Here is a 25,321-nt window from a genome sequence, read left to right as displayed (position 1 = left end):
CGTCGAGAACGTCAAACCACCCTCTGGTAGTACTACGTCCGATTGCGATGGTCATCGAACTAAAATCCTCTTTTTTACTAAAATTGCAACGTTATTGAGGAATTAACGTTTTTTGACACTAACACAGATGCTGTCATACACCTGATTTTATGAGAAACTACTGCTGAATCAGCCAGTTTTTCTCAGAGTTGCGTCATTAATCACAATGCCAGCTGTAAATTTAGCTAGCAATTGCTTAATGCTTCTTAACTTACCATATTTATCTTGCTTTGTGCCTGATTTACATACGCAAATCAGGTATTTAGCACAGACCTATTAAATATTATCAATATCAGAAATTTTACAATCTGACATAACTTTTCTCAGAAATCTTAAAAGAAACTTGCAATAGATCCATAGACAGTGGCAGACTTTTAAAGGGAATTTATCAATCGCCAAGGTAGTTCCATGACGACATCAACAACCATCAACAAAGACGAACGCGTCTTGCATCAAAAGGTTCTCGGTTCACGTCGGTTGAGTAACTACTGGTGGGCAAGTGTTGTGACTTTAGGCGCCACAGGTTTTTTCTTAGCGGCGTTATCTAGTTACCTGCATGTTAATTTACTCATAGTTACCGACCCAACTCAACTAATTTTTGTCCCACAAGGATTAGTAATGGGATTTTACGGTGTAGCTGGTCTACTCCTGGCTTTGTATCTGTGGTCAGTAATTTTATTGGATGTAGGTGGCGGATACAACGAGTTTAACCAGGAAACTGGCAAAGCTAAAATCTTCCGTTGGGGTTTTCCAGGCAAAAACCGTCGTATTGAAATTGACCTTAACATCAAAGACATACAATCTGTAAGATTACAGATCAAAGAAGGTCTAAATCCTCGTCGTACTCTCTATTTACGTGTCAAAGGTCGTCGAGATATTCCCTTAACAAGGGTTGGTCAACCGATGCCTTTAAAAGACATAGAAATTCAGGGAGCAGAATTAGCTAAATTTCTGGGAGTACCTTTAGAAGGTTTGTAGGTTGGTCAATGGTCAATGGTCAATGGGTATTAGTAAAAAACTCGTCACAATTGACAATGGACTCTTGACCCTTGACTATTTTTCTATACATTACCCATCCTCGCAATCAGAAGCTAAGATACACTGGTTGAGTCTATAGAACTAGCTAATGCGGTTAAAATTTTCGGAGTTTTTAGTTGCATTTGTGATTGTCAGTGTTTTGTTGGTAGGTGGGTGTTCTACACAACAATTATCTTCTGAAACCTCATCTCCTTCACCAACAGCTACGGAAGCAAGCACGAACGCAACTACACATGAGACTACAGAAACAACTACAGATGCAAAGTCTGTATCTGAAGCTACACAAGAGGCTATCCCTGGAATGAAAGATTTACCAAGACTTGAAGGCAAAGCTACTGTAGTAATGACTGTTAAAGGTTCACCAATTACTATTGAAGTAGACGGTACTAATGCCCCCATTACTGCTGGTAATTTTGTAGACTTAGTGCAACGGGGCGTATATGATGGTTTAGTTTTCCATCGAGTCATAGGGCCTCAGAGTAATCCCCCACAAGCTCCTTTTGTCGTTCAAGGTGGCGATCCCCAAAGCAAAGATCCAAAAATTTCAGTAAATAGGTTAGGAACAGGTGGTTTCATTGATCCGAAAACTGGTACTGAGCGCTACATTCCCCTAGAGATTAAGCCGCAAGGAGCAAAAGCCCCCATCTACGGCAAAACATTGGAAACAGCTCGCATAAATCAACCACCTGTGTTGACACACAAACTCGGTGCAGTCGCAATGGCGCGATCGCAAATGCCCGATTCTGCTTCCTCACAGTTTTACTTTGCTTTAGCTGATTTAGGTTTTCTAGATGGTAACTACGCCGTCTTTGGCTACGTTACAGAAGGTATGGATGTAGTGAACAAAATTCAACAAGGCGATCGCATCGACTCAGCCAAAGTAACCCAAGGTGCGGAAAATTTGAAAAACAAGAATTAGTTGTTAGTTGGTTGATAAATACTCAAACCACCAACCACCAACCACCAATTACCAACCACCAACCAACAATCATTCAAACTTGGTAGAAGTCGTTGTTACTGGTATTAGTCTAGTCTCTGCCCTGGGCAAAAGCCTAGTAGATAGCTGGCAGCTATTACTAGCAGGTAAATCCGGTATTCACATCTATCAACCGTTTCCAGAATTAGAACCACGTCCTCTTGGGTTAATTGACAAGCAACCAGCACAGGTAAGAGTACTGACTCAACAGCTGGTTGCTTCAGTATTACATGATGCTGGCTTAGTTTCTCCTCTGCCAAATTGTGGTGTTGTCATTGGTTCGAGTCGCAGTCATCAAGCGGCGTGGGAAGAAATGGCGAGGTGGATGTATCTGGAGGTAGAAAGTGGGCGGAGTGAGATAAATATTTTCCCCCCACACCCCTCATACCCCACCCTTACAGGAAGCCCTCCGGGTACTCTTCGAGAAGCCGGGCTTCGGCCGTCTACGGGGGTTCGCAATCGTGACGGAAAGCGGAGCCAGTGCGGTGGACGGGTCTCCCGACATAAAGCACCTGGCGTCCGAGACTGCGACCCCCTCACCGCTACCGCGTCTACACACCCCCCCTACTCTTCTTGGCTCGACACCCTACCACATATGAATGCGATCGCCACTGCAAGACAAATTGGTGCAACTGGCATTGTTTTAGCACCGATGGCAGCCTGTGCTACTGGTATTTGGGCGATCGCTCAAGCTACATTCCTGATTCAATCTGGACAATGTCAGCAAGTCTTGACAGGAGCAACAGAAGCAGCAATCACGCCTCTGACTTTGACTGGCTTTCAAAAGATGGGTGCTTTGGCAAAAACTGGGGCATATCCCTTTGATTTGCACCGTGAAGGCTTAGTTTTAGGAGAAGGGGGAGCAATGCTGATCTTGGAATCGGCAGAGTCAGCCAAGCAGCGCCAAGCCAAGGTGTATGGAAAGATACTAGGTTTTGGCTTAACAACAGATGCCTATCATCCCAACACTCCAGAACCAGCAGGTAAAAGTGCGATCGCAGCCATTAAGCAATGTTTAGAACGTAGTCACCTCACACCAAAGGATATTGATTATATCCATGCTCATGGTACAGCTACGCAAATTAACGATAAAACTGAGAGTAAAATAATACAATATTTGTTTCCGCAAAGCGTGCCAGTTAGTTCTACTAAAGGAGCTACAGGACACACTATCGGGGCATCAGGAGCCTTGGGTGTGGCTTTTTGTCTCATGGCATTACAGCAACAAATACTACCGCCATGTGTAGGCTTAAAACAGCCAGAATTTGATTTAAATTTCGTAAGCAAGGCACATCAAACTAAAGTTGAGCGGGTGCTGTGTTTCAGCTTTGGATTTGGAGGTCAAAATGCTGTAATAGCACTAGAAAAATAAAAATTCAATATTCAACTTAATCTTAATTTAAAAAATAAATTTCTCGGAAATTTTAATTATTAAATTTTACACATTTATCTGTAATTTCTCTGTGATTTCAGCAAATTTTGACCGCTAAATGCTCCTCCTAGACGGCATTTAAAGAAAATAGATATGATAATAAAAGTCGATAAAACTTAAAAAATATTTATCTAATGCTGGTTTCCTCCTCTGACTTATCCAATGTCAAAGAATCTATAAAAGAAAAGATTTTTTTTGGCAACGAACCAACTGCCGAGTTAATTGCCATTCTTACGGTTTACTTTGTCCAAGGAATTTTGGGGTTGGCACGTTTAGCCGTCAGCTTTTTTCTCAAAGATGAACTAGGGTTAACGCCAGCCCAGGTATCAGCCCTGATGGGCATAGTTGCCCTACCCTGGATTATCAAACCACTATTTGGTTTTATTTCTGATGGCTTCCCCATCTTTGGCTATCGACGACGCCCATACTTGGTGTTATCGGGGATAATCGGAGCGGCTTCTTGGGTGAGCTTAGCCACAATTGTTCACACACCTGTACTTGCAACAGCAGCGATCGCTCTTGGTTCTCTATCTGTTGCTGTCAGTGACGTCATCGTTGACTCATTAGTTGTTGAACGAGCAAGAGTAGAATCCCAAGCGGAAGCAGGTTCCTTGCAATCCTTATGCTGGGGTGCTTCCGCCTTTGGTGGTTTGATTACTGCTTACTTTAGCGGTGTACTATTAGAGCATTTTAGTAATCGCACCGTATTTTGGATTACCGCCTCTTTTCCCCTCATAGTTTCAGCAGTAGCTTGGTTCATAGCCGAATCTCCTGTGAGCAAAGATGGTAGTGAAAATGATCACACCAACTTAGGATCAATTCAGCATCAACTTAGACAACTGCGCCAAGCCATTACTCAAAAATCTATTTGGCTACCGACAGCATTTCTCTTCATCTGGCAAGCTACGCCAACTGCGGAGTCAGCCTTTTTCTTCTTCACTACAAACGAATTGCACTTTCAACCAGAGTTTTTAGGGAGAGTCCGCCTAGTAACTAGCGTTGCTTCCTTAGTAGGTATCTGGATCTTCCAACGTTTTCTCAAAACCGTCCCCTTTCGCGTCATTTTTGGTTGGAGTACTATTCTTTCAGCCGCTTTAGGAATGACGATGTTGCTGTTGGTAACTCACACAAACCGCGCCTTAGGCATCGATGATCACTGGTTTAGTTTGGGTGATAGCCTGATTCTCACCGTCATGGGACAAATTGCCTATATGCCAGTGTTGGTACTAGCAGCCAGGCTTTGTCCATCAGGAGTCGAAGCAACATTATTTGCCCTGTTAATGTCAGTGACTAACTTAGCAGGACTACTTTCCTACGAGTTCGGTGCAGTATTAATGCATTGGTTCGGAATTACAGAAACAAATTTTGAAAACCTCTGGCTTTTAGTAATCCTTACTAACCTCAGTACCTTATTACCGCTACCATTCCTCAGCTGGTTACCTGCTGCTGATTCTCAAACTGAAACATCTAAGAATCTGCCACCAGCCTCAGTACCAGATCATGAGGAATCTTTTATACCCAATATGATGCCAGAGTTAATGCTACCAGAACTAGAGTCGGAAGTAGCTAGGGACTAGGGAGATGGGGAGAAAAATTGTCTTCTTCCCTTGTCCTCCTTGTCTCCCTTCCCTTGTCCCCCTTGTCTCTCTTGTCTCCCTTCCCTTGTCCCCCTTGTCTCTCTTGTCTCCCTTCCCTTGTCCCCCTTGTCCCTCATCACCTATCCCCAATCTCATTTCAAGATATGCAGACTTTTGAAGCTCAAGAACAAATTTCTCATACCTCGACAAAATCCTATAGCCTTAACGATTGGCAAGGTGGATATAAATCTTTAAAACAAGAATTTGATTATTGGATAAATGATATAGAAGGGCAAATTCCACCAGAACTGAACGGCACGTTGTTCAGAAATGGCCCTGGTTTACTAGATATAAACGGGCAACCAATTCATCATCCCTTTGATGGAGATGGGATGATTAGCCGTATTACATTTTCAAATGGTCGCGCCCACTTCCGCAACCGCTTTGTGCGTACTGCTGGGTATTTAGAGGAACAAAAAGCAGGAAAACTTCTCTATCGAGGTGTCTTTGGCACACAAAAACCAGGTGGTTGGCTTGCCAATGCCTTCGACTTTAAACTCAAAAACATCGCTAACACAAATATCATCTACTGGGGTAACAAGCTACTAGCTCTTTGGGAAGCGGCTGAACCCCATCGCCTCGATCCCTACACACTAGAGACTTTAGGTAAAGAATACTTTAACGGTGTGCTGTCAGAAGGTGAAGCTTTTAGTGCTCATCCTCGTTTTGATCCTAGTTGTGAGTTTGATGATAGTAAACCTTGTTTAGTAAACTTTTCCATCAAGCCAGGGCTATCTACAACTTTTACTGTTTTTGAATTAGACACAACAGGCAGGATAATCAGAAAACACGCCCATAGTGTACCAGGTTTCGCTTTTATCCATGATTTTGCCATTACACCGAATTACTGCATATTCTTTCATAATCCTGTAACTTTCAATCCCATACCTTTCGTCTTGGGAATGCGTGGTGCAGGCGAATGTATTAAGTTTCAACCCAATCAACCGACACGAGTGATCATTATTCCTCGCAGAATCCTTGACAAAGGGGGACTAAGGGGAGTGCAAATTCTCGAAACTCAGTCTGGGTTTGTGTTTCACCATGCCAACGCTTTTGAACAAGGTAACGAGATTATCATTGACTCTATTTGTTACGAATCTCTACCAGAAGTTGAACCAGAAAGTGATTTTCGACAGACAGATTTTGATGCTCTCAAACCTGGGCAACTCTGGCGTTTTCACCTCAACCTCCAAGAGCAGACTGTACGGCGAAACTTGTTAGAAAGCCGTTGTTGTGAATTTCCAACCTTGCATCCTCAAAAAATTGGGCGATCGCATCGCTATTTGTATATTGGTGCTGCTCATGCTCCCAGTGGTAATGCTCCCTTACAAGCGTTTTTGAAGATTGATCTGGAGTCAGGAGAACGGCAACTGTGGAGTGCTGCACCCAAAGGCTTTGCTAGCGAACCAGTATTTGTACCCCGTCCCCATTCTCAAAGAGAAGACGATGGTTGGGTATTAGCCTTGGTTTATGATGCTAGCCGCGATCGCTCAGATGTTGTAATTTTAGATGGCCGTAATTTCAACCAGGAACCAATAGCAAGATTACATCTGAAACACCATATTCCCTATGGTTTACACGGCAACTTTACTCCTGAAGTGTTTGTTTAAATTCTTTGTGTCTTAGTGTCTTTGTGGTAAAAAAGATCATCTTTGAACCACCAAGACACCAAGGCACTAAGAAAGGATTCATTTCAAGATGTTCACGTCAAAGACAAAATCAAATAGGAAATGAACACAGATAAAAAGTATGTTTTTTATCTGTGTTCATCTGTGTGTATCTCTGGTTACACTATATTACTACCTTTAAGGCTAGCCAAAAAGCTACATCCAGAAAATGTGACATAAACTACAAAATTTCTATTTTTTTCCAAAAAAAAGCTAGTCTAGATATATACATCCGGTTCGATCAGGATTTTGTAGAACCGTGATTGGGAGAATCTATGATTTCAACATCTCTACAACCATTGGAAGCTCCTTCTCCAGCGTATATTTGCCCATTAGACCAGGCTTGTAGCTACCTGGAAGCAGCAGGACGAGAATTAAAGCTAGATCAAGGTCTGTTGGAAGTACTTAGTCATCCACGTAAGGTAGTTACAGTGTCCATTCCCGTAAAACGGGATAGTGGCGAAATCCAGATTTTGGCAGGACATCGAGTGCAGCACTGCGATGTTTTAGGTCCCTACAAGGGTGGTACTCGTTACCATCCAGCGGTGACGCTGCGAGAGGTATCAGCCTTAGCAATGTTGATGACTTGGAAATGTGGGCTATTGGGTATTCCCTACGGTGGTGCAAAGGGAGGCATTGCTCTAGATCCAAAACGTTATAGTGTTGGTGAATTAGAAAGAATAACACGACGTTACACTAGCGAATTAATTAAAGATATTGGCCCCAGCGTAGACATCCCGGCACCGGATATGGGTACTTCTGCCCGGGAAATGGCTTGGATGATGGATACTTACTCTGTGAATGTTGGTCATGCGGTACCAGGAGTTGTAACTGGTAAACCCCTGTCTATTGGTGGTTCACGGGGACGGGAGATGGCAACGGGACGTGGCGTAATGATCATTGTCAGAGAGGCGCTACTTGATCTAGGTAAGTCCTTGGCGGATGTGCGAGTAGTTATCCAGGGTTTTGGGAATGTGGGTGGAGCAGCGGCTTTATTACTGCACCAAGCAGGAGCTAAAGTTATAGCTGTATCTACGGGATCTGGAGGAGTTTATTCTCAAGAAGGTCTTGATATCCCTGCTTTGAAAGCTTATGCGACTGAGAACCACAGGAGTGTTATTGGTTTCCCAGATGCACTACCAATTAGTAATGCTGAGTTACTAACTTTACCATGTGATGTGTTGATTCCCGCAGCTTTGGAAAATCAGATTACAGAGGAAAATGTAAATCAGGTGCAAGCCAAGATAGTTGCAGAGGCGGCTAACGGACCAGTGACTCTGATGGCAAGCCAAGCACTAGAAGCTCGGGGTGTAACGGTATTACCAGACATCTTAGCGAACGCTGGTGGTGTGGTAGTAAGTTATCTGGAGTGGGTGCAAGGTCTTTCCTACGTATTTTGGGATGAGGAACGCGTTAACCGTGAAATGGAACACTTAATGGTGCAAGCATATCGCCAAGTGATTAAGCACTCAAGGACAAGGCAAATTTCTCTAAGGTTAGCAGCTTATACTTTGGGGGTGGGTCGGGTTGCCCAAGCTCTCACTGATCGGGGCTTGTATCCTTGAACTTAGCAGATAATATTTAAGTATATCGACCACCGATGCACACGGATGAACACAGATAGATTATCGGTGTTTATCTGTGTGTATCTGTGTTTGTTTCTCCCAAAAACATTGGGCGATCGCTTAAACAAGCAAATTTAGTTTGTCTTTTAAAACTAAAACCCTTAATATAGAAATGACCATAAAACCAAAAATAATCGTCCTTGATGATGATCCAACAGGTTCGCAAACAGTCCACAGTTGTTTGCTGCTAATGCGTTGGGATGTGGACACTCTACGCCTGGGATTGCAAGACGATGCACCAATTTTCTTTGTATTAACAAATACAAGAGCCTTACCACCTGAGTCGGCTGCATCTGTCACCAGGGAAGTTTGTCAAAATTTGCAAGCAGCTTTAGCAACTACCCTCCCACCCTCGCAAGTAGGGGATAGGGAGGGATTTCTCATTGTCAGTCGTTCTGACTCGACTTTGCGGGGACACTACCCGATAGAAACCGATGTTATTGCCCAAGAACTCGGTCCTTTTGATGCTCACTTTCTTGTGCCAGCATTTTTTGAAGGTGGACGTATCACCCGCGACAGCATACATTATCTAATTGTTGATGGTGTTCCTAAACCTGTTCATGAAACAGAATTCGCTCGTGATTCTGTGTTTGGCTACCATCACAGTTACTTACCTAAGTATGTGGAAGAAAAAACACAAGGGCGGATCAAGGCAGACTCTGTGAAAAGATTTTTACTTGCAGATATCCGTAATGGATGCTTAGAAGCCTTGATGAGCCTGAGTGGTAATCAGTGCTGTGTTGTCGATGGAGAAACTCAAGCAGATTTAGATCGTTTTGCCCAAGATGTGTTATCGGCAGTAAGTCAAGGAAAACGCTTTTTATTTCGCAGTGCTGCTAGTATCTTAACAGCTTTGGCAGCTTTACCTGGGCAAGCGATCGCTCCAGAAAATATGGCTGAGTATGTACGCAATGGTAAGCCAGGAGCAGTGATTGTGGGTTCTCATGTCAAAAAGACTACTCAGCAGTTAGAAGCACTGCTACAAGTAGAAGGTACATTCGGGGTTGAAGTTGATGTGGCGCGTTTGTTAGATGAAGTTGATCAATCTGACACATTGTTAACCGAAGTCCTCGAAAGTGTTCGCACTGCTCATGTAGCTGGCAAAACACCAGTAGTTTATACCAGTCGCCAAGAACTTACTTTTAAAGATGTGAATACACGCTTACAATTTGGGGCTAAGGTTTCCCGTTTATTGATGGATGTCGTACGAGGTTTGCCAGCAGATTTAGGATTTTTAATCAGTAAAGGTGGTATAACTTCTAACGATGTCTTGAGTACAGGGTTAGCCTTGACTTCTGCCCGGTTGCTTGGTCAAATCCTACCAGGTTGTTCAATGGTGCGGACTCCAGCTGACCATCCGCAATTTCCGAATTTACCAGTGGTACTATTTCCAGGTAACGTCGGTGATGCTCATGGCTTGGCGACTGTATATCAACGGCTGAGTCAAAAGACAAAATAAGGAACAAGGTAAGGGAGACAAGGGGAAAATGCCCAATTTCCGATCCCCGATCCCTCTTTTCAGAGACGGATACGCGATTTTTGGATACCATTTCTAGGATCAGTTACAGGGATGCCTGTATTTTGAAAATTTGCAAGAGTGTCCGCAACACTAGCTGATGGGTTCCTCTGTTTAAAAATAGCCCAAGCTCCTGTGACATGGGGAGCTGCCATTGAAGTTCCGTAGAAGTTAGCGTAATTACCACCAGGAATTGAGGAGTAGATTACCTCTCCTGGAGCCAGAAGAGATAGAAATGAAGCACTGTTAGAAAAACTCGATACTTCATCAGCATTACCGCCAGAACTACCGTCTTTGGTAGAACCGACACTAACTGCTGACGAGATGCACGCAGGGAAACTCAGCCCGTTAATGCTGCTCTCATTTCCAGCAGCAATCACAGTAGCTATACCAACAGAGCGGAGGTTATCTATAATTGCCTTGAGGTTTCCATAGCTAGCATCACAATTAGTCGTGTAGTTACCCCCTCCCAAACTCATATTAGCTGCTGCAATTGGAAAACTGGAACGGAGGTTATAAACCTGTTCTAGAGCTCGTATTTGATCACTGGCGTAACTCAAAATACAGGGCGCTGGAAGTGGATAGCACTGGTTAGTAGAATTAAATCTAGAGAAGATTTGAATCGCAATGATCTTAGCGTCTCTGGCAACCCCAGAAAAGTTAGGACCATTACCCGCAGCGATCCCAGCCACATGGGTGCCATGATTGCAATCAGCAATGGTAGTGGTACAATTAACTGCGGAGCCAGTACCCACCTGTTGAAGCGATCCATTCGGGCATAAGCTTGTACTTTGGTAGGTTGAATCAGTTGTAGAATAACAGGCCTCTGAAACTACCTTGCCTGCTAAAAAAGGATGGCTAGAGTCTACACCTGTATCTAAGATGGCAACTGTTTGTCCTGCACCCGTAAACCCACTTTCCCAAGAGCCATTAGCTTTAACCACAGGAATACTTTCTGTCAGTGTCGCTGGTACAGCTATGTCCTCTTGAATACTGATGATATTTGGGTCGGATTGAAGAGCCGTCAAAGCTCGAGCGTTGAGCTTAGCAGCAAAGTAGGGAATTGTCTGAAACTTTGTGATTGTAGTGGGTTTGTAAGTTGAAAGCTTGCTCAAAATGGCATTTCGTGTTTGGGCGATCGCTGTTCTTTGGCTCTGCACTAAACCAGTTGCTAGCCTGCCCTCAGGTATAAAATTTGTTCTTAAACCAATGATGACTCTGACAGTACCGTATTTGTTTGCTTTAGAAATTAGGTTATCAAAGTCTGGAGTTTTGGTTTGTTCAAAACCATTAGCAGAAGGGCTAATCTGAGCATGAGCAGGAGCTATCAACGTTTTGGAGCTGACAAGGGGTATAGATAAATATGAAAAACAGAAAAAGTATAATAAACACGAATGGATTGTTAAACCTAATTTCATTACTTATGATCCTTGCTGGACACAAAATCCTTCTAAACCAGGAACTTAATATTATTGGAATTTGGATAAAAAGAGAGCTGCTAATGCAACCCACAAAATAAAAATTACCATCATACTTTGTCTAAGTTCGTATTTCATCGGAGAAACAAGAGGCTATTGTTAAATAAATTTACACAGTATATTGGATTAAATGTACAATTTTATACTTTGTTGTTTAAAAATAAGTGATTTCGTAAGTTTGATTGCAAACTGACTGAAGAAAAGCAGCAATACTGAAGTTTTATAAAAAATTTATACTAAAAAAATTTAATCATCTGCATTCTACCCAAAAGGTTTGTTGTTAATATAGCTGCCAACATTTGGGAAGAATTTGTGCTAAATTCTTATACCAAGCCAGGGTAAACATCTATTACTAACGTGAGTTTTCCAAGAAAAGAATTCCTTCTGCCTCACGTCTGTTTCATAATGTGAACTTTCGAGAAGGCAGTATCAAAGACAAATAATTTAATATTGGTAATTGCTCAGTTTCTCTCTTTAGGCTAATGCTGCATGACTTCTGATTCTGCTATCCCCAATCTCAAGTCAAATTCTGCTGTTGATGATACAGAATCAATCTCCAGCCTTTGTGATGTAGAGGTAAAGTTTACTGTTGCTGATACAGAGATAAAATCTGTTGTCGCTGCTGATACGGAGTCAACTTCTATACTTCCAGAAGCGGAGATCAATTCTGTTCTACTGTATTTAAAGTCCAATTCTGTTCTTACTGAATCAGAATCAAATTCTGCTGTTGCTAATGTAGAGTCTGATACGGTTGTGGATGCAGAATTGCCTGTTGACCTTGTGGATAAAGAACCCCCTAAATCACCTCCACAGGAAAATGGGGTCAGTAAAAATATCCAAGTTCAAATGAAAACAGAGGAGGGAAGATTTTTATTAATTCTGCCCACAGAGTCGCAACTATCAGCTTCGGAACGCAATTGGAATGAAATTTGGCAACAGCTAAAGCTCAGACTCAATGGTAGCGATCGCTTCACTGCACCTGATACTCCTGTGCATTTGGTAGCAGGTGATCGCCTTTTAGATGCAAGACAGCTGCAACAGCTTGCGGAAACTTTAAGTGAAGTGCAAATGCAACTGAAATCTGTTGCTACTAGTCGTCGCCAAACTGCGATCGCCGCAGCTGCGGCTGGTTACTCTGTTGAACAAATACAACGAGAAAATATTCTGGCTTCTGAATCCAAAGTCAGCAAAAAACCCTCGAAAGAAGCCCTATATCTAGAAATGACGGTGCGTTCTGGTGTAGAAATTCGCCATCCTGGTAGCGTAATTATTTTAGGAGATGTAAATCCAGGTGGTATCGTAGTTGCAGATGGTGATATTCTCGTTTGGGGTCGTCTCCGAGGAGTTGCTCATGCTGGTGCTAGAGGTAATCGTGAGTGTCTGATTATGGCCTTGCAAATGGAACCAACCCAGTTGCGGATCGCAGATGCTGTTGCTAGAGCGCCAGAAAAATTACCGATGCAATTTTATCCTGAGGTAGCATATGTCACACCCCAAGGAATTCGCATCGGTAGGGCTAGTGATTTTTCTAAGACCCAATTTAATAGGATGAACCAAGAGCCATAAAGCTCTATTGTTATATATTTACAGAAACATCATCGAGCGCGTTTTTGTCATGACTCGCATTATTGTGATTACCTCCGGTAAAGGAGGCGTGGGTAAAACCACTTGTACAGCCAATTTAGGCATGGCTTTAGCAAAAATCGGGCGTCAAGTAGCATTAGTTGATGCAGATTTTGGCTTGAGAAATTTAGATTTGTTGCTAGGATTAGAAAATCGCATCGTTTATACGGCGGTGGAAGTTTTAGCTAGGGAGTGTCGCCTGGAACAAGCATTGGTCAAAGATAAGCGCCAACCAAATTTGGTCTTGTTACCAGCAGCGCAGAACCGTAGCAAAGATGCAGTCACCCCTGACCAGATGAAGTTACTGGTGAATGCACTGGCACAGAAGTATCAATATGTGATTATTGATAGCCCCGCAGGTATTGAAATGGGGTTTAAAAATGCGATCGCCCCAGCCAAAGAAGCATTAATTGTTACCACACCAGAAATTGCTTCTGTCCGAGACGCGGATCGCGTCGTCGGGTTATTAGAAGCACAAGGTGTCAAGCGTATTCATTTAATAATTAATCGGATCAAACCCGCAATGGTACGGGCAAATGATATGATGTCTGTGCAGGATGTTCAGGAACTTCTGGCAATTCCTCTGATTGGGGTCATTCCGGATGATGAGCGCGTTATCGTCTCTACCAATCGCGGCGAACCTTTAGTATTAGCAGAAACTCCCTCTTTAGCGGCTACAGCCTTTGATAACATTGCTCGCAGATTGGAAGGTGAAACGGTCGATTTTCTTGAACTCGACTCACCCGGCGACAGCATCTTCTCTCGTCTTAGAAGATTGTTGTGGACAAAAATCATTTGATATTTCCCCATCTGTCCATACCTAGCAGCAATGATCATTGAACTTCTAGAACGATTATTTACTCGTAATTCTGACGTTAACAGTCGCAATCAAGTTAAACGTCGCCTGCAATTAGTAATTGCTCACGATCGCGCTGATTTAAGCCCCCAGATGATAGAAAAAATGCGGCAAGAAATTTTAGAAATTGTTTGCCGTTATGTAGAAATCGAAACAGAGGGTTTAGAGTTTTCTTTAGAAAGCAATCAGCGAACAAGTGCTTTAATCGCCAATGTCCCTATACGTCGGGTTAAAGAATCTGAAACTATAGAAAATAATGAGAATAAAGAAAAGAATGAATTGGAAAGTAGTGAAATTACCTAGTTATTTGCATTTTTATTAAGTAGTCCATCAAAAAATATTGGCGTTGCTGAATCAAAATATGAATCAGGCGATCGCTGGAATAAAACTTGTACCTCACATTGTGAGAGGCACTGAACCATACTTGAGATAATGTATGACTAGTCGAATAGAGTGTCTCAGCATTTATTCTGACTTAGAATAACAAAAAGTTTTACGATGTAGCCGAGCCAAGTAATGTCTAAAACGACTGTTTTCTCCTTCAACTCGTGTCATATAGGTTTTACTAACAATATGGTCTTCGTCGCTAATAAAACAAGGATAAACGAGGTAGCCATCTGTGACGTAAAAATAAGAGTGCCAACAGCTTATAGCCTGCCACAAAAGCTTAAAAGTGTTGGAACTGCGATCTCCTAAAACCCAAGCTATAACTCCGGGAATATGCTTATTTACTGCTGTCCACAACCAAATTTTGTTTTTTTTTACCAATAAAGGTCTCCAACTCATCAATTTGGGTGATTTCTGGTATTTCATCCTTTTGGGGTGTGTCAGGCAAAGTATTACCAACCTCTTTTACCCAATTGATGACAGTCGTGTGATGCACTTTTTTCACTCGTTCTATTGCCCGAAAGCCACAACCGTTGACATACATTTCTAAACATTCGCGCTTGATTTCTTCTGAGTAACCTTTTGGTTCATAAGAATCAATAAACTGACGGCCACATTTCACACAGATGTAATTTTGCTTACCTCTTTGTTTACCATTCTTGCGAATATGGGTTGATGCACACTTTGGACATTCCATAGCGATCGCACTAATTCATATCTCTATTCTGCAACGCCGCAACTAGAATCTCGATCATCGGGCGACGGGTTGAAGGTCTCAACGAGGTATGTCAACGAATTCAGGAGATTGCACCCCAGACTAAAGTCTTAGCGATCGCTGCCGACCTAGCACAAGCAGAAGAGGTTGAGCGCGTTGTAGCAATGACATCTCAAAATTTTCTTTAGAAATGCTCCTAGCGATTCTCTATTTTGTGCAGGTGGGTGGATACAACAAAGGGGGCAATATGCCCCCCTAAAAATCTCTACACAGTTGCTACCTTGAGTTGAGGTTTAGTGAACAGTTGAGCTAAATGATGTGGTTGGCGATCGCGCCAATTACCCTTACCATAGGCATACCCCGCAATTAATGGTAAAGCCACAGTCGCCTCAGAAAAGACCATCTGTTCAGTACCTTTATCTACTTTGCCCCAAGAATGAGCCTCTTTGAGAGTAGAACCAGATAAAGCCCCATCACGCTCATCAGCAACGGTGACTTGAATTGTATACTTGTGCATACTCGTTTCAAATCCCAGCAATTGCGCAGCTACCACTGTATCCTGGGCGAAGTTTTTGGGTACACCACCACCAATCATTACCAATCCAGTGTAGTTGGAAGCTAGTTTACACTGGGTCAACTCCCGAAAGTCTCGCACTGAGTCAATCGTCACACGAGATTCTGGGGAATTCCATTGATGATGCACTAAACCAAATCCAGCCGAACAGTCACTAAAAGCCGGGACAAAAATTGGTACTTGGTGTTGATAAGCGGCTTGTACCACAGATTGACCATAGTTTCCCCGACGTTCTAAATAAGCCCCCATTTCGTGAATAAATTCCCGTGAAGAATAGGGACGTTTTTCTAAACCTTCGGCGATTTCGGCGGTCGTCATATCACATACCCGCAGTTGATCCTCATCAATATAGGTGTCATATATGCGGTCTATGCGTTGCTGTCTTAGCACCTCATCATCAGCAAAGGGTCGCCGACATAATGACGATAACCCAACGCTTCAAAGAAATCTTGGTCAACAATTTTAGCTCCGGTAGATTGTCCTTTTTATTGAAAATTAAAATCATTGGTCTGCATAGCGTCTAAAAGGCAATTCTTGCCAATGTACTAGGCGCTTCGCAGTGGTCATATTTACTCCTGATAGTTTTGAGAGGTTGAAATCAAACTAGAAAATATCCAAAAGATTACCAGTCGAATAAGACACTCAACAGGTATGAGCAGAAGACAAAATCTGGCTTTGTTCTTCGTTTTATAGTTCCCAATTTCAGGGTGCTATTGATATGAAAGCAAAAACCTTACTCTCAAGATTAGTCAGTCAAGTCAAGGACAAGCAATATTATTCAATACTGTGGATTTTTTCTAAATATCTCAACTAGCCAGTAATTATTGACCAGCTATCTGCCCATCTTCCAGACACGCAACTTGTGTAGCACAGATGACTGCCTACTTTTAGTGAAGAAAACCTGTTGCCCACTCTGTCTGAATGTAAAATTTTACTGGCATAACAACCAAATGTATAAACTGGAAAACTTCTAATGTTGATTATATATTTATCCGCACCTAGCAAATAAAAACAAAAGATAATGAACAGACACTCTCTATTTTAGCTTAGAAACTTTTGTCTGTTTCACATATGCCCTTAAGAGCCGAATTATACGTTTGTTTTTCTTTTAATTTGGGTGAATATATCAATAAGAATTAACGAGATAACTTAGTATATCACTGTTTACTATAATAGTAATTATCAAATCTAATTTTGGTGAAATTTTTTAGACAAACACCTGTTTGTTGCCACCAACTCATCTGGCTGTGTACTTTTCTCTTAGCTTGAGATTATTTACTAGATGGATTTTGTTTATTGATATTTTTAGTAAGTTGTAAAATCCAGCCTGGGGTTTCAGTATTTTCCCAACCAGCAGGGCGTTTAGAAGTATACCAGGCCATTGAACCAACAATTGTGGCTAGCAGGAAGCCACCCAGTGTTATTGCTAACAAAGAAATTTGAAGAGATTTTGTATAAGTAGGATTAGTTGCTATTTCGCTCAAAAGTAACATTTAAGAGTTAATCTGCTTGTCATAGATCGGGTCTTGCATCACGTAAGTTAACACGAAAATCTATACCTTTCAATCCCACATAGGGGCATACGAAAAATCTTGTCCTACAATTGTTTTCTTTACTCGTGTGTGTTTTAGGCTTTACACGAATGGCACGCTCGTTAAACGCAAGCCCCTACTCTAACTCGTTTTTGGGTGTGGGGTGTGGGGAATTGAGAAGATGTTGAACTCCTTGACGCAACTAAAATCTAACTTTGTTAAACACTACACCCTATCCCTAACACCAATTCGCAATACCCTACGGGTACTCTGCGAGTTCTCTTGAGAGTACGCGTAGCGTCTCGTTAGAGAAGCAAGCTACGCAACGCTCAATTCTTCCACACGCTACTTGATTGCAGATGAAAGTATATTTATACTAGTAGCAACTACTATAATAAATTTATATATTTAATTACATCGTACAGTGAATTATAAATATTTACGGTCTGGCTGTTGGTAATTTTCCACATCAATTTTCTTGAATTTGATATTACTTCTATTGAAATTGGTAAATTATTTTCACTTTGAAAAACTTGAAATCCTGCACGTTTCAAAGCACGTATCGTCCACACCGCAGCGATACCCTCACCGATAAAATTAATATTGTCTTTTTGGTATGTATGTAAATGAAACTCCCCAGAAAATATATCAAACTCTACACCTTCACTGTTAAAAGTATCAGCAAATGCACCAGATAAAACCAAATCTTCTGGTGCGCCAACGTGTAAAATTCCCTCAGATGTTAATAACCAAATTTGGTCAGCTAAACGTAAAGCCAAATCCAGATCATGAGTAGAAAGAAGAATTGCTTGCTGATTTTCCCTTGCTAACTGACGCAACAATTGCATAATTTCTACCCGTCGTGGTAAATCTAAAAATGCCGTCGGTTCATCCAATAACATCACCATCGGCGACTGCGCCAAAGCACGCGCAATCATAATTTTTTGACGTTCACCATCACTCAGTTCGCTAACTTGACGCGCAGCTAAATGTAACGCACCCACAGATTTGATCGCCCAATGTATAATTGCTTCATCTTCCGGCGTTAATTTTCCCCACCAGTCGGTGTAGGGATGTCGTCCCAAACTCACCAGAGTATAGGCTGATAACATACCCACATCCACCCTTTCCGTCAACACCAAACTCAACCGCTTCGCTAAATTCTGCGGTGCTAACTTGTAGATATCATCCCCCAACAACCGCACCTCACCCGCAATAGGTGGTTGCATTCCGGCGAGCGATCGCAGTAAGGTAGACTTACCCACACCATTCGGCCCCAATAAACACACCAATTCCCCAGCTTCCAGACAAACAGAAATATCCTTCGCCACACACCGTACATTTTTGCGGGATGTTTGATAACCGATAGTCAAATTTTGAGTTGTTAAAATTGGATTACTCATGACGGGAAAGATTTTCGGGAATTACGCCGCAGAATTACCCAAGTGACAACAGGAGTTCCAATCAAAGCCGTAATTGCATTTAAAGGTAAAACCATCTGACTTACCGCCATTTGGGAAAATAAATCAGCCACCAAAGCCAAGATTCCCCCCATAATCATCACCCCAGGGATTAAAATTCGATGATCAGAACTCATAAACAGACTGCGACACAAATGAGGAATAGCCACACCCAAAAATGCGATCGGCCCGCAAAAAGCCGTGATTCCACCCGCTAAAATAGAAGCACTACTAATAATAGAAAACCTAGCTTTCTTCACCGTCAAACCCAAACTCCGTGCATAAGCTTCCCCCAATAACAGCGCATTCAAAGATTTCGATTGCAACACCGCCACCAATAAACTTAAAACTATCACCGGAATCAACACAATTAACTGTTTCCAAGTCACCCCAGCGAAGCTACCAAAAGTCCACATAATATAACTTTGAATGCGTTCTTTTGAGCTAAATTGCAATAAAATACTCACAATAGCACTCGTGGCATAACCAAACAATAAACCCAAAATTAGCAGCGTCATCGTCTCTTGTACTCGACGCGCCACCACTAACATCAAACCCAGAACCGCAGCCGCACCAAGACTAGCAGCTATCACCAACCCAAAATCAGTAATAATTCCCAAATCACTTAATAAAGTTGGTGTAGTCACACTTGCAGTTAACACCACCAAAGCCACACCCAAACTTGCACCAGAACTAATTCCTAACACAAAAGGCCCCGCCAAGGGATTTTTAAACAGAGTTTGCATTTGCAACCCACTCACACCCAAAGCCGCACCCGCTAAAGTTGCAGTCACAGCTTTCGGAAGCCTAAATTTGAGAATAATATTCGCCCAAGTTGCTTTTTCTGGTTCTTGTCCCAGTAAAATATTGATAACTTCTTGAATCGGAATCGAGACAGAACCTAAAGCCAAATCTAGTAAAAATGCAACAATAAACCCGATAATTAACAGCGAAAATACTAAAGTTCTGATAGAAGTAGATTTAAAAATTATTAATAAGCTAGATGGCAGGTATTTAAGTAACATTATTTGCTAAGTTTACGATAGTAAAACAATTGATGATTCGGTAATATTTCTGGATGCAGGATTTTAATTAAATCTGCAAGCACAATATCAGGGTTACTAATTCCCCCCTCCCAGTAATCATTACCACCATTCGCATTTACACGCCCATTGTTATTATAAAGATTGCCTGTTTTCACAGCTTGAAAATCAGCATAGCGGTTATCATCTGCGATTAAATCCTTGACACTTCGCCAACCTTGGCTAAAATTCAACCAATAATCAGCATTAGCAGCACGTTCTAAAACCACTTCAAAAGAAAGCGGTAAACTACCATTAGATTTATCATCACTCCAAAGATAATTTCCTCCAGCATCAGCCAGATATTTAGCAACATAACTATTACCAGCCGGCATAAACCAAGTACCTTTAAAGTTAAAACCAACAAATACACTCGGACGGTATTTCACAGATTGCGCTTTCTTGGCTATTTGTGTATATCTACTCGCAATTTCATTAAATATCTTTTCTGCTTCGGCTTCTTGGTTAAAAAACAAAGCTGTAAATTTTAACCATTCACTTCTCCCTAGTGGTGTGTCTTCCATATACTCAGCATTTATCCCCACCTTTAAACCCGCCTCTGTGAGTTTACTATAACTATCAGTTTGGTAATTTCCTGTACCGAATGTTGTTACTAAGTCGGGATTTAATGATAATAATTTTTCAATATCTACATTGGAATTATTGCCGACTTGGGTAATCTTGCCGGCTTTAATTCTCTCAACTACTTCAGGTGTATTGACTTGATTAATATTACTCACACCAATTAATTTATCAACTACACCTAATTTAGCTAAGTGGGGTAAATGTGTAGTTGATAGAGAGACTATAGAGTTAATGGGAACTGTAATTACCTGTGCTTGCTTAAATCCTTGGGGTGTGGGTGTTCCGCATTGGACTAAAACATATTGAAACTGGGTTTTAGCATTTTGCCAAGGGTTTTTAATGGTGACTACTTTGTAATTATTATGATATTCTACCGCCAAACCTCTGGCGTGGGTGATTTTGATTTTATTGGGAAAGTAATCTTGATTGGGGTTATAGTTGGTGGTACAGGTGTTAGTTGATGTGTGAATTTTGGTGTGATTACAGGCGATGATGAGGGTGGCTATGAGGCATAATTGGCAGAGGAAAATGATTGGTTTTTGGTGAGGGAGTTTTATCATTTTTATCTCACGCAGAGACGCAGAGAGAGAGTTAGGGGGTTTGGGGTGGGTAGAGGTTTTCGGTGATTTTGTTACCTTTAATGAGGTGTTCGTTGACTATATTTTCGGCAACGTTGGGGTTAACGCGAGTGTACCAAGTTCTATCATTGGAATAAAAAACAACTGGGCCGAGTTGACAGACTTCTAAACAGCCAGATGTTCTGACTTCGATATCTAAACCTGCATTTTCTACTGCTGATTTTAAAGCATCAAATGTAGGTTGCCATTTGCGGGAAGGCAGACAGCGTGTAGAGGTACAAACGGAAATATAGGAATGTTTGAGAGGATTTTTGCTAAAGGGTATGGGTTTTCTACCTAATACATAAATATCTCTTAAATCTTGATAAAGAGCTAACTTATCTAGATTTGGTTTACCCTCCGGTAATAAATTTTCTCCATCTACCAAAGGATTAGGTAATAAAATCGTCATCAATTGTTCATTTGCACCATTCCAAAATTGAATCCCCCAACTTCTAGGATTTCCTTCTGAATTAAACCGCCGATAAAAAGCCGCACGGGAAACTAAACGTTGCTTCCTCACCTCCACAGGAGTTTTACACAAAGGCCCGCCAAAATTAGTATCAATACATAAATGTAAATGCCAACCCTCAGCTGCCACCGTCAAATATCCATCATAGAGAATACAAAGCTTTGGTGGCGCGTTAAATTCCAACTCCAAAACACTACCTTGAACAATATGAGCAATCCCAACTTGTTGCCAATTTTGTTCAAACAAAGTATAAACTAATGATGCTAAAACATCACTTCCACAATCAAAATATTCATACTCAATAAACCCCCCCGTAGCTAAATCTTCCTTAACCACCTCATTAACTGGTGTCACCCAACAATTAAACTCACTCACTTTTAACTTAACTCTCCTCTGCGCCTCTGCGCCTCTGCGTGAAAAAAACTCTTATTCTTAAAACCGAGAACTCAACCCAACCTGAAAAACCCTCCCCCCATCAGGAAACCCAGGAAACAACTGATAACGCTGATCAAACAGATTATCCAAACTCCCAGTTAAAACCAAACTATCACTAATTGGCACACGCATCTTCAAATCAAATGTCGTATACCCCGAAAGAAACTCCGTATTAATATTATTAGTGGGATATCCATTTAAAGAATTCATCAATACACCCAAATACCAACCTTGAGGATTTTCATAAGATACACCCAAATTTAATTTATCCGCACCTGCAAATCTTAACTCTTTATCAACCTCCGCCGGATTAGCACTTGCTAAAATACGCGGATCATTCGCCGTATAATTAACAAAAGCATAGACATTCCTCGCCAATTGTAGATTTAAAGAAGCTTCAATCCCTGTAGTTTGTACTAACCCGATATTTTCCCAAGTCCCTGTATTTCCATTGACAGGCGGCGTGAGTCTTTTAAAGGCAATTGTATCAGAAACACGGTTACTAAAAAATGTCAACCTCAACAAACCAATGTTACCTAATTTTTGATCAATACCCACATCAAAACTATCCCCCTTCTCTGGCTTGAGGTCAGGATTACCAATATTAGTAGGATTATTATTAAATAAATTCGCTATAGTCGGCGCACGGAAGTTTCTGATATAGTTGGCTCGGATTGTAGTTGAATCTGATACCGCTAACTTTGCTCCTACAGATGGCGAAGTAAACGAACCATTCACCAAACTACTAAAATCTTGCCGCACTCCTAAATTCATACTAAAATTAGGAGAAAAATTAATTTCATATCTCCCAAAAATTGCCCCTTGTCCTATAGCATCATCATAATTTTCTCTGGTGATATTTGTCCCATAATTAAATGTTGTGTTGCGTACATTGGTATTACGATAATCAAAGCCATAAACTAAAGTCTGATTCTTCGCAATATTCCAATTATGGGTAACTTGAATACCATAGGAATCCTGTTTAGTATCAAAGCGGTTTTGAGAGGTAATTGCACCGCTACGATTATCAAAACGAGTGTTGAGAAAGTCAGCGTAAACCCTTGCTGTTAATAGGGAATCATCACCGCTTCCTAATTTGGAGTTCCAGGTTAAATCGCTGAGAACTTGGTCTGTGTATTTGCGGTTATTGTCAGTCAGAGAGTTAAAAAATCCCTGTCCAAATTGAGGTACAGGAATGGGTACGCCTCCTGGTACTCCCTGTTCTTTACCTAAATATAAGGTGGAGAGGGTTAAGGTGTTACGTTTTCCTAAATTTGCTTCTAATTTGACATTAAAGTTATTAAAGAGTGCGTCATTATTCGTTCTTGTTCCCTCAAAGTTAGCTTCAGGAATACGAAAGCGATAATTATTTTGTGCTTGAGTCCGGTTGTAACCAACTACCCAAGAAATATCACCAGACTTACCACTATTTTGAATGCTTTGTTGGTTGAGTCCATAGGAACCGAAATTAACTTTGGTTTCTGTGGTGATTTGCTCTGTAGGACGACGAGTAACAATATTAATTACCCCACCTATTGCGTCTGAACCATAAAGTGTTGAACCACCTCCTGGTAAGACTTCAACTCTTTCAATATTATTAGTGGTAAATTCTGACAAATCGAAACCACCACCACCTAAATTATTAATTGGTCTGCCATCCAATAAGATTAATACTTGGCCAGTATTAGAACCGCGAATAAATTGACCACTTAAAGCGTTTACTTCTGTCCCAACAGTACCGTCACCTAAAATACCAGGAAGAAATCGCAGTGCTTCTTTGACGGTTCTTGCACCTTGCGCTTCCATTTCTTCACCGGTAATAACATACACCGGACGGGTGGAATCTTTTACTGTTCCCTCGCGGCGAAAAGGGGAAAATACAGGTTCATTGAGGAGTTTATCGATGACTGTTAGTTCAATGTCGGGTTCGGTTTCTGTTGTATTTTGAGATATTACTTCTGCAAATGGTTGTAAGTCTTTGGTTGAACCTTTCTGTTGTGGAAACTCGGATATTTGTAGAACTTCTGTAGCTTTGGTGCTGGAACTTTCCCACAGCATCCCTGCGGTGATAGTCAAACTAGAAACGATAAATTGAGTTCCCCATCTGGCAATAAACTGAGTACGCATTGGTAATTTAAGCCACCTGTATAACTAAAAATTGATTGTCAGCAAGGATTTGAGCTTTTTTGGTAAAAAACTCTCAGCCAGTAGGAAATCTGCGATATTTATAATAATGATTATTATTATCATAAAAATGGTGTAACTTACAAGCTTGTTTCAAAGGTTCGTAGTTAGGCCTTTAGTCCTGACTACGAACTTGATGTACTACTGGTAATTAATTAACAGCAATCCACGGTTAATTTTGCCCACTTATTTAGGGGTGGTATTTTGGCTAAGATGCCTCTTTTTAAAGCTTCTGGACGTTCTGACCAAGGTAGTAAACCATCTGGTTTGGTGTAGTATTGAGTGGCACATTGCAGGATAGCAGATGCACTATCATCAACTGCTAAGTTGCCAAAAAGATAAGTGAGTTTCGCTTCTGCTTGCAAGGCGACAACGCAAGCATGACTGCAAGCACTCATACATTCAACACCTTGAATGGAGAATTTATGTTGCAATTCCCAAGTTTGTGCAAGTGCTTGGAGTTGTTGCAATAGCTGCTGTCCACCACTTTCACCAACTCGCTTGCCATCTTGCCACACACTAGCGCAGGTTGTGCAGACGAATAAAGTGTGTTGTTTGTTGTTCATTGATTTTCAGGCGTTGCTGATTGATAGCATGAATTAGCCTTACGCATTTACCGCTACGCGTTCCCGTACCCCTACACTGTGGGTTCGTGGTAGTTTCTCTTTTAGAGAAGCTAACGCAACGAGGAAGCTTAGACGCATTCGCTGTTAAGCGTTTGGTGCAGGTAGGCGTAAAGTTACTTTTAGCTTGGATAAAGTAAATATGCAAAGCGAAAGATAAAACACAACTGGGAAACACAGTTGGTATCTATAACTTTCTGTGTAGGTATTGATATCTGTAAGGAAATATCTACAATCTCATAGAAATTTGTAGTGTGTGGCGTATATATGACGCTATGAGACAGTGATCCTCTTTGATGGGGAGAGTATTGATTGCTATATTCATCTGTACCTCGCAGATAAGAATTTGTTGTACTTTCGGCGGGCATTCTGACTTTGAGGCATAAGCCCCATTACAGCTGCGGGACAGTGCCGGATTCACACCGGGCTTTCCCCGTTACCTCTGATGGCTGACCCCCATCAGAACCGAGTTGCTATTGAGAAAATAGTACCACAGCAATGATGCTAAATTTCAGCAGCTACTTAAAACGTAAAGTAATCCCCACTGTACCAGAATCAGCATAAGCTAGGGCGATCGCATAACTAAGAATGAAAGCTAATCGCCAGACATACCCAAATACTAAAAGAAGTCTTGGTTCGGTTTACCAAGACTTCAAGTGAATTTATTCAATTGAACACACTTACACAATTGCTTATCCCAAATTACTGAAGATAGTTGCCCAAAGTGTTCCTGTTACTCCTACAGCAATTAAAAGGTTAGTGAAAAAC

19 protein-coding genes, 1 pseudogene and 1 riboswitch are annotated in these 25,321 nt (G+C 41.5%); of the genes and pseudogenes, 10 read left to right on the top strand and 10 right to left on the bottom strand.

Annotated features, from left to right (window positions below):
- Positions 1-447 precede the first annotated feature (447 nt).
- The 7 genes from NIES592_RS20615 (at position 448) to NIES592_RS20585 (ending at position 9,873) form a co-directional block, all read left to right on the top strand.
- A complete protein-coding gene (locus tag NIES592_RS20615; protein ID WP_009459895.1) occupies positions 448-1,017 on the top strand; it encodes a photosystem I assembly protein Ycf4 in 570 nt (189 codons plus the stop codon).
- 148 nt (positions 1,018-1,165) lie between these two features.
- Entirely contained in the window at positions 1,166-1,996 is an 831-nt protein-coding gene (locus NIES592_RS20610) for a peptidylprolyl isomerase (RefSeq protein WP_073556750.1), read from the top strand.
- A 79-nt stretch (positions 1,997-2,075) separates the two neighbouring features.
- Positions 2,076-3,425 carry a beta-ketoacyl-ACP synthase gene (locus NIES592_RS20605; protein WP_073556755.1) on the top strand — a complete coding sequence of 450 codons (1,350 nt, stop codon included), beginning with the start codon at positions 2,076-2,078 and terminating at the stop codon, positions 3,423-3,425.
- Between the two features lie 194 nt (positions 3,426-3,619).
- The gene (locus NIES592_RS20600; protein WP_062250002.1) at positions 3,620-5,062 is read left to right on the top strand and encodes a folate/biopterin family MFS transporter; all 1,443 of its coding nucleotides are present in this window, start codon (positions 3,620-3,622) and stop codon (positions 5,060-5,062) included.
- Between the two features lie 164 nt (positions 5,063-5,226).
- Positions 5,227-6,732 (top strand): carotenoid oxygenase family protein, encoded by a 1,506-nt coding sequence (locus tag NIES592_RS20595; RefSeq protein WP_062250000.1) that lies wholly within the window; start codon positions 5,227-5,229, stop codon positions 6,730-6,732.
- Positions 6,733-7,064: 332 nt separating this feature from the next.
- A complete protein-coding gene (locus tag NIES592_RS20590; RefSeq protein WP_062249998.1) occupies positions 7,065-8,354 on the top strand; it encodes a Glu/Leu/Phe/Val family dehydrogenase in 1,290 nt (429 codons plus the stop codon).
- Positions 8,355-8,526: 172 nt separating this feature from the next.
- A complete protein-coding gene (locus tag NIES592_RS20585; protein ID WP_062249996.1) occupies positions 8,527-9,873 on the top strand; it encodes a four-carbon acid sugar kinase family protein in 1,347 nt (448 codons plus the stop codon).
- A gap of 59 nt (positions 9,874-9,932) precedes the next feature.
- Here NIES592_RS20585 and NIES592_RS20580 read toward each other — a convergent pair whose 3' ends face one another.
- Positions 9,933-11,261 carry a S8 family peptidase gene (locus NIES592_RS20580; RefSeq protein ID WP_256678190.1) on the bottom strand — a complete coding sequence of 443 codons (1,329 nt, stop codon included), beginning with the start codon at positions 11,259-11,261 and terminating at the stop codon, positions 9,933-9,935.
- 636 nt (positions 11,262-11,897) lie between these two features.
- On the opposite strand from NIES592_RS20580, the gene minC reads away from it, so the two are divergent.
- The 3 genes from minC to minE are packed head-to-tail and all read left to right on the top strand — an operon-like array spanning position 11,898 to position 14,190.
- Complete coding sequence (gene minC, locus NIES592_RS20575; RefSeq protein ID WP_062249992.1) at positions 11,898-12,974, top strand: septum site-determining protein MinC; 1,077 nt, start codon at positions 11,898-11,900, stop codon at positions 12,972-12,974.
- A 49-nt stretch (positions 12,975-13,023) separates the two neighbouring features.
- Positions 13,024-13,830 (top strand): septum site-determining protein MinD, encoded by an 807-nt coding sequence (minD, locus tag NIES592_RS20570; protein ID WP_062249990.1) that lies wholly within the window; start codon positions 13,024-13,026, stop codon positions 13,828-13,830.
- Positions 13,831-13,860: 30 nt separating this feature from the next.
- Positions 13,861-14,190 (top strand): cell division topological specificity factor MinE, encoded by a 330-nt coding sequence (gene minE, locus NIES592_RS20565; RefSeq protein WP_009459918.1) that lies wholly within the window; start codon positions 13,861-13,863, stop codon positions 14,188-14,190.
- A gap of 93 nt (positions 14,191-14,283) precedes the next feature.
- Here minE and NIES592_RS20560 read toward each other — a convergent pair.
- The 9 genes and pseudogenes from NIES592_RS20560 to NIES592_RS20515 all read right to left on the bottom strand — a co-directional run bounded on the left by NIES592_RS20560 (position 14,284) and on the right by NIES592_RS20515 (position 24,496).
- Positions 14,284-14,971, bottom strand: a pseudogene (locus NIES592_RS20560) (IS1 family transposase).
- A gap of 283 nt (positions 14,972-15,254) precedes the next feature.
- The gene (locus NIES592_RS20550; RefSeq protein ID WP_256678189.1) at positions 15,255-15,953 is read right to left on the bottom strand and encodes a deoxyhypusine synthase family protein; all 699 of its coding nucleotides are present in this window, start codon (positions 15,951-15,953) and stop codon (positions 15,255-15,257) included.
- A gap of 881 nt (positions 15,954-16,834) precedes the next feature.
- Positions 16,835-17,056: a photosystem II assembly protein Psb35 gene (gene psb35, locus NIES592_RS20545; RefSeq protein WP_073556748.1), complete on the bottom strand. Its 222-nt coding sequence runs from the start codon at positions 17,054-17,056 to the stop codon at positions 16,835-16,837.
- A gap of 428 nt (positions 17,057-17,484) precedes the next feature.
- Positions 17,485-18,498, bottom strand: coding sequence for an ABC transporter ATP-binding protein (locus NIES592_RS20540; protein ID WP_073556747.1), 1,014 nt, complete (start codon positions 18,496-18,498; stop codon positions 17,485-17,487).
- Positions 18,495-19,580: an iron ABC transporter permease gene (locus NIES592_RS20535; protein WP_102207113.1), complete on the bottom strand. Its 1,086-nt coding sequence runs from the start codon at positions 19,578-19,580 to the stop codon at positions 18,495-18,497. Before NIES592_RS20535 ends, NIES592_RS20540 begins: the two co-directional genes overlap by 4 nt.
- Positions 19,580-20,782 (bottom strand): ABC transporter substrate-binding protein, encoded by a 1,203-nt coding sequence (locus tag NIES592_RS20530; protein WP_143168391.1) that lies wholly within the window; start codon positions 20,780-20,782, stop codon positions 19,580-19,582. The genes NIES592_RS20535 and NIES592_RS20530 overlap by 1 nt, the downstream gene beginning before the upstream one ends.
- A gap of 31 nt (positions 20,783-20,813) precedes the next feature.
- On the bottom strand, positions 20,814-21,686 hold the full coding sequence (locus NIES592_RS20525; RefSeq protein ID WP_073556745.1) for a (2Fe-2S) ferredoxin domain-containing protein: 873 nt from the start codon (positions 21,684-21,686) through the stop codon (positions 20,814-20,816).
- Between the two features lie 57 nt (positions 21,687-21,743).
- Positions 21,744-23,873, bottom strand: a complete 2,130-nt coding sequence (locus NIES592_RS20520) for a TonB-dependent receptor plug domain-containing protein (RefSeq protein WP_073556744.1) — start codon at positions 23,871-23,873, stop codon at positions 21,744-21,746.
- Positions 23,874-24,085: 212 nt separating this feature from the next.
- Positions 24,086-24,496 carry a DUF1636 family protein gene (locus NIES592_RS20515; RefSeq protein ID WP_073556743.1) on the bottom strand — a complete coding sequence of 137 codons (411 nt, stop codon included), beginning with the start codon at positions 24,494-24,496 and terminating at the stop codon, positions 24,086-24,088.
- Positions 24,497-24,895: 399 nt separating this feature from the next.
- A riboswitch (cobalamin riboswitch) is annotated at positions 24,896-25,038 on the bottom strand.
- Positions 25,039-25,321: the final 283 nt, after the last annotated feature.

The sequence above is a fragment of the Fischerella major NIES-592 genome (assembly GCF_001904645.1).
GTDB lineage: Bacteria > Cyanobacteriota > Cyanobacteriia > Cyanobacteriales > Nostocaceae > Fischerella > Fischerella thermalis.
This window is presented reverse-complemented; position numbering and strand designations above follow the sequence as displayed.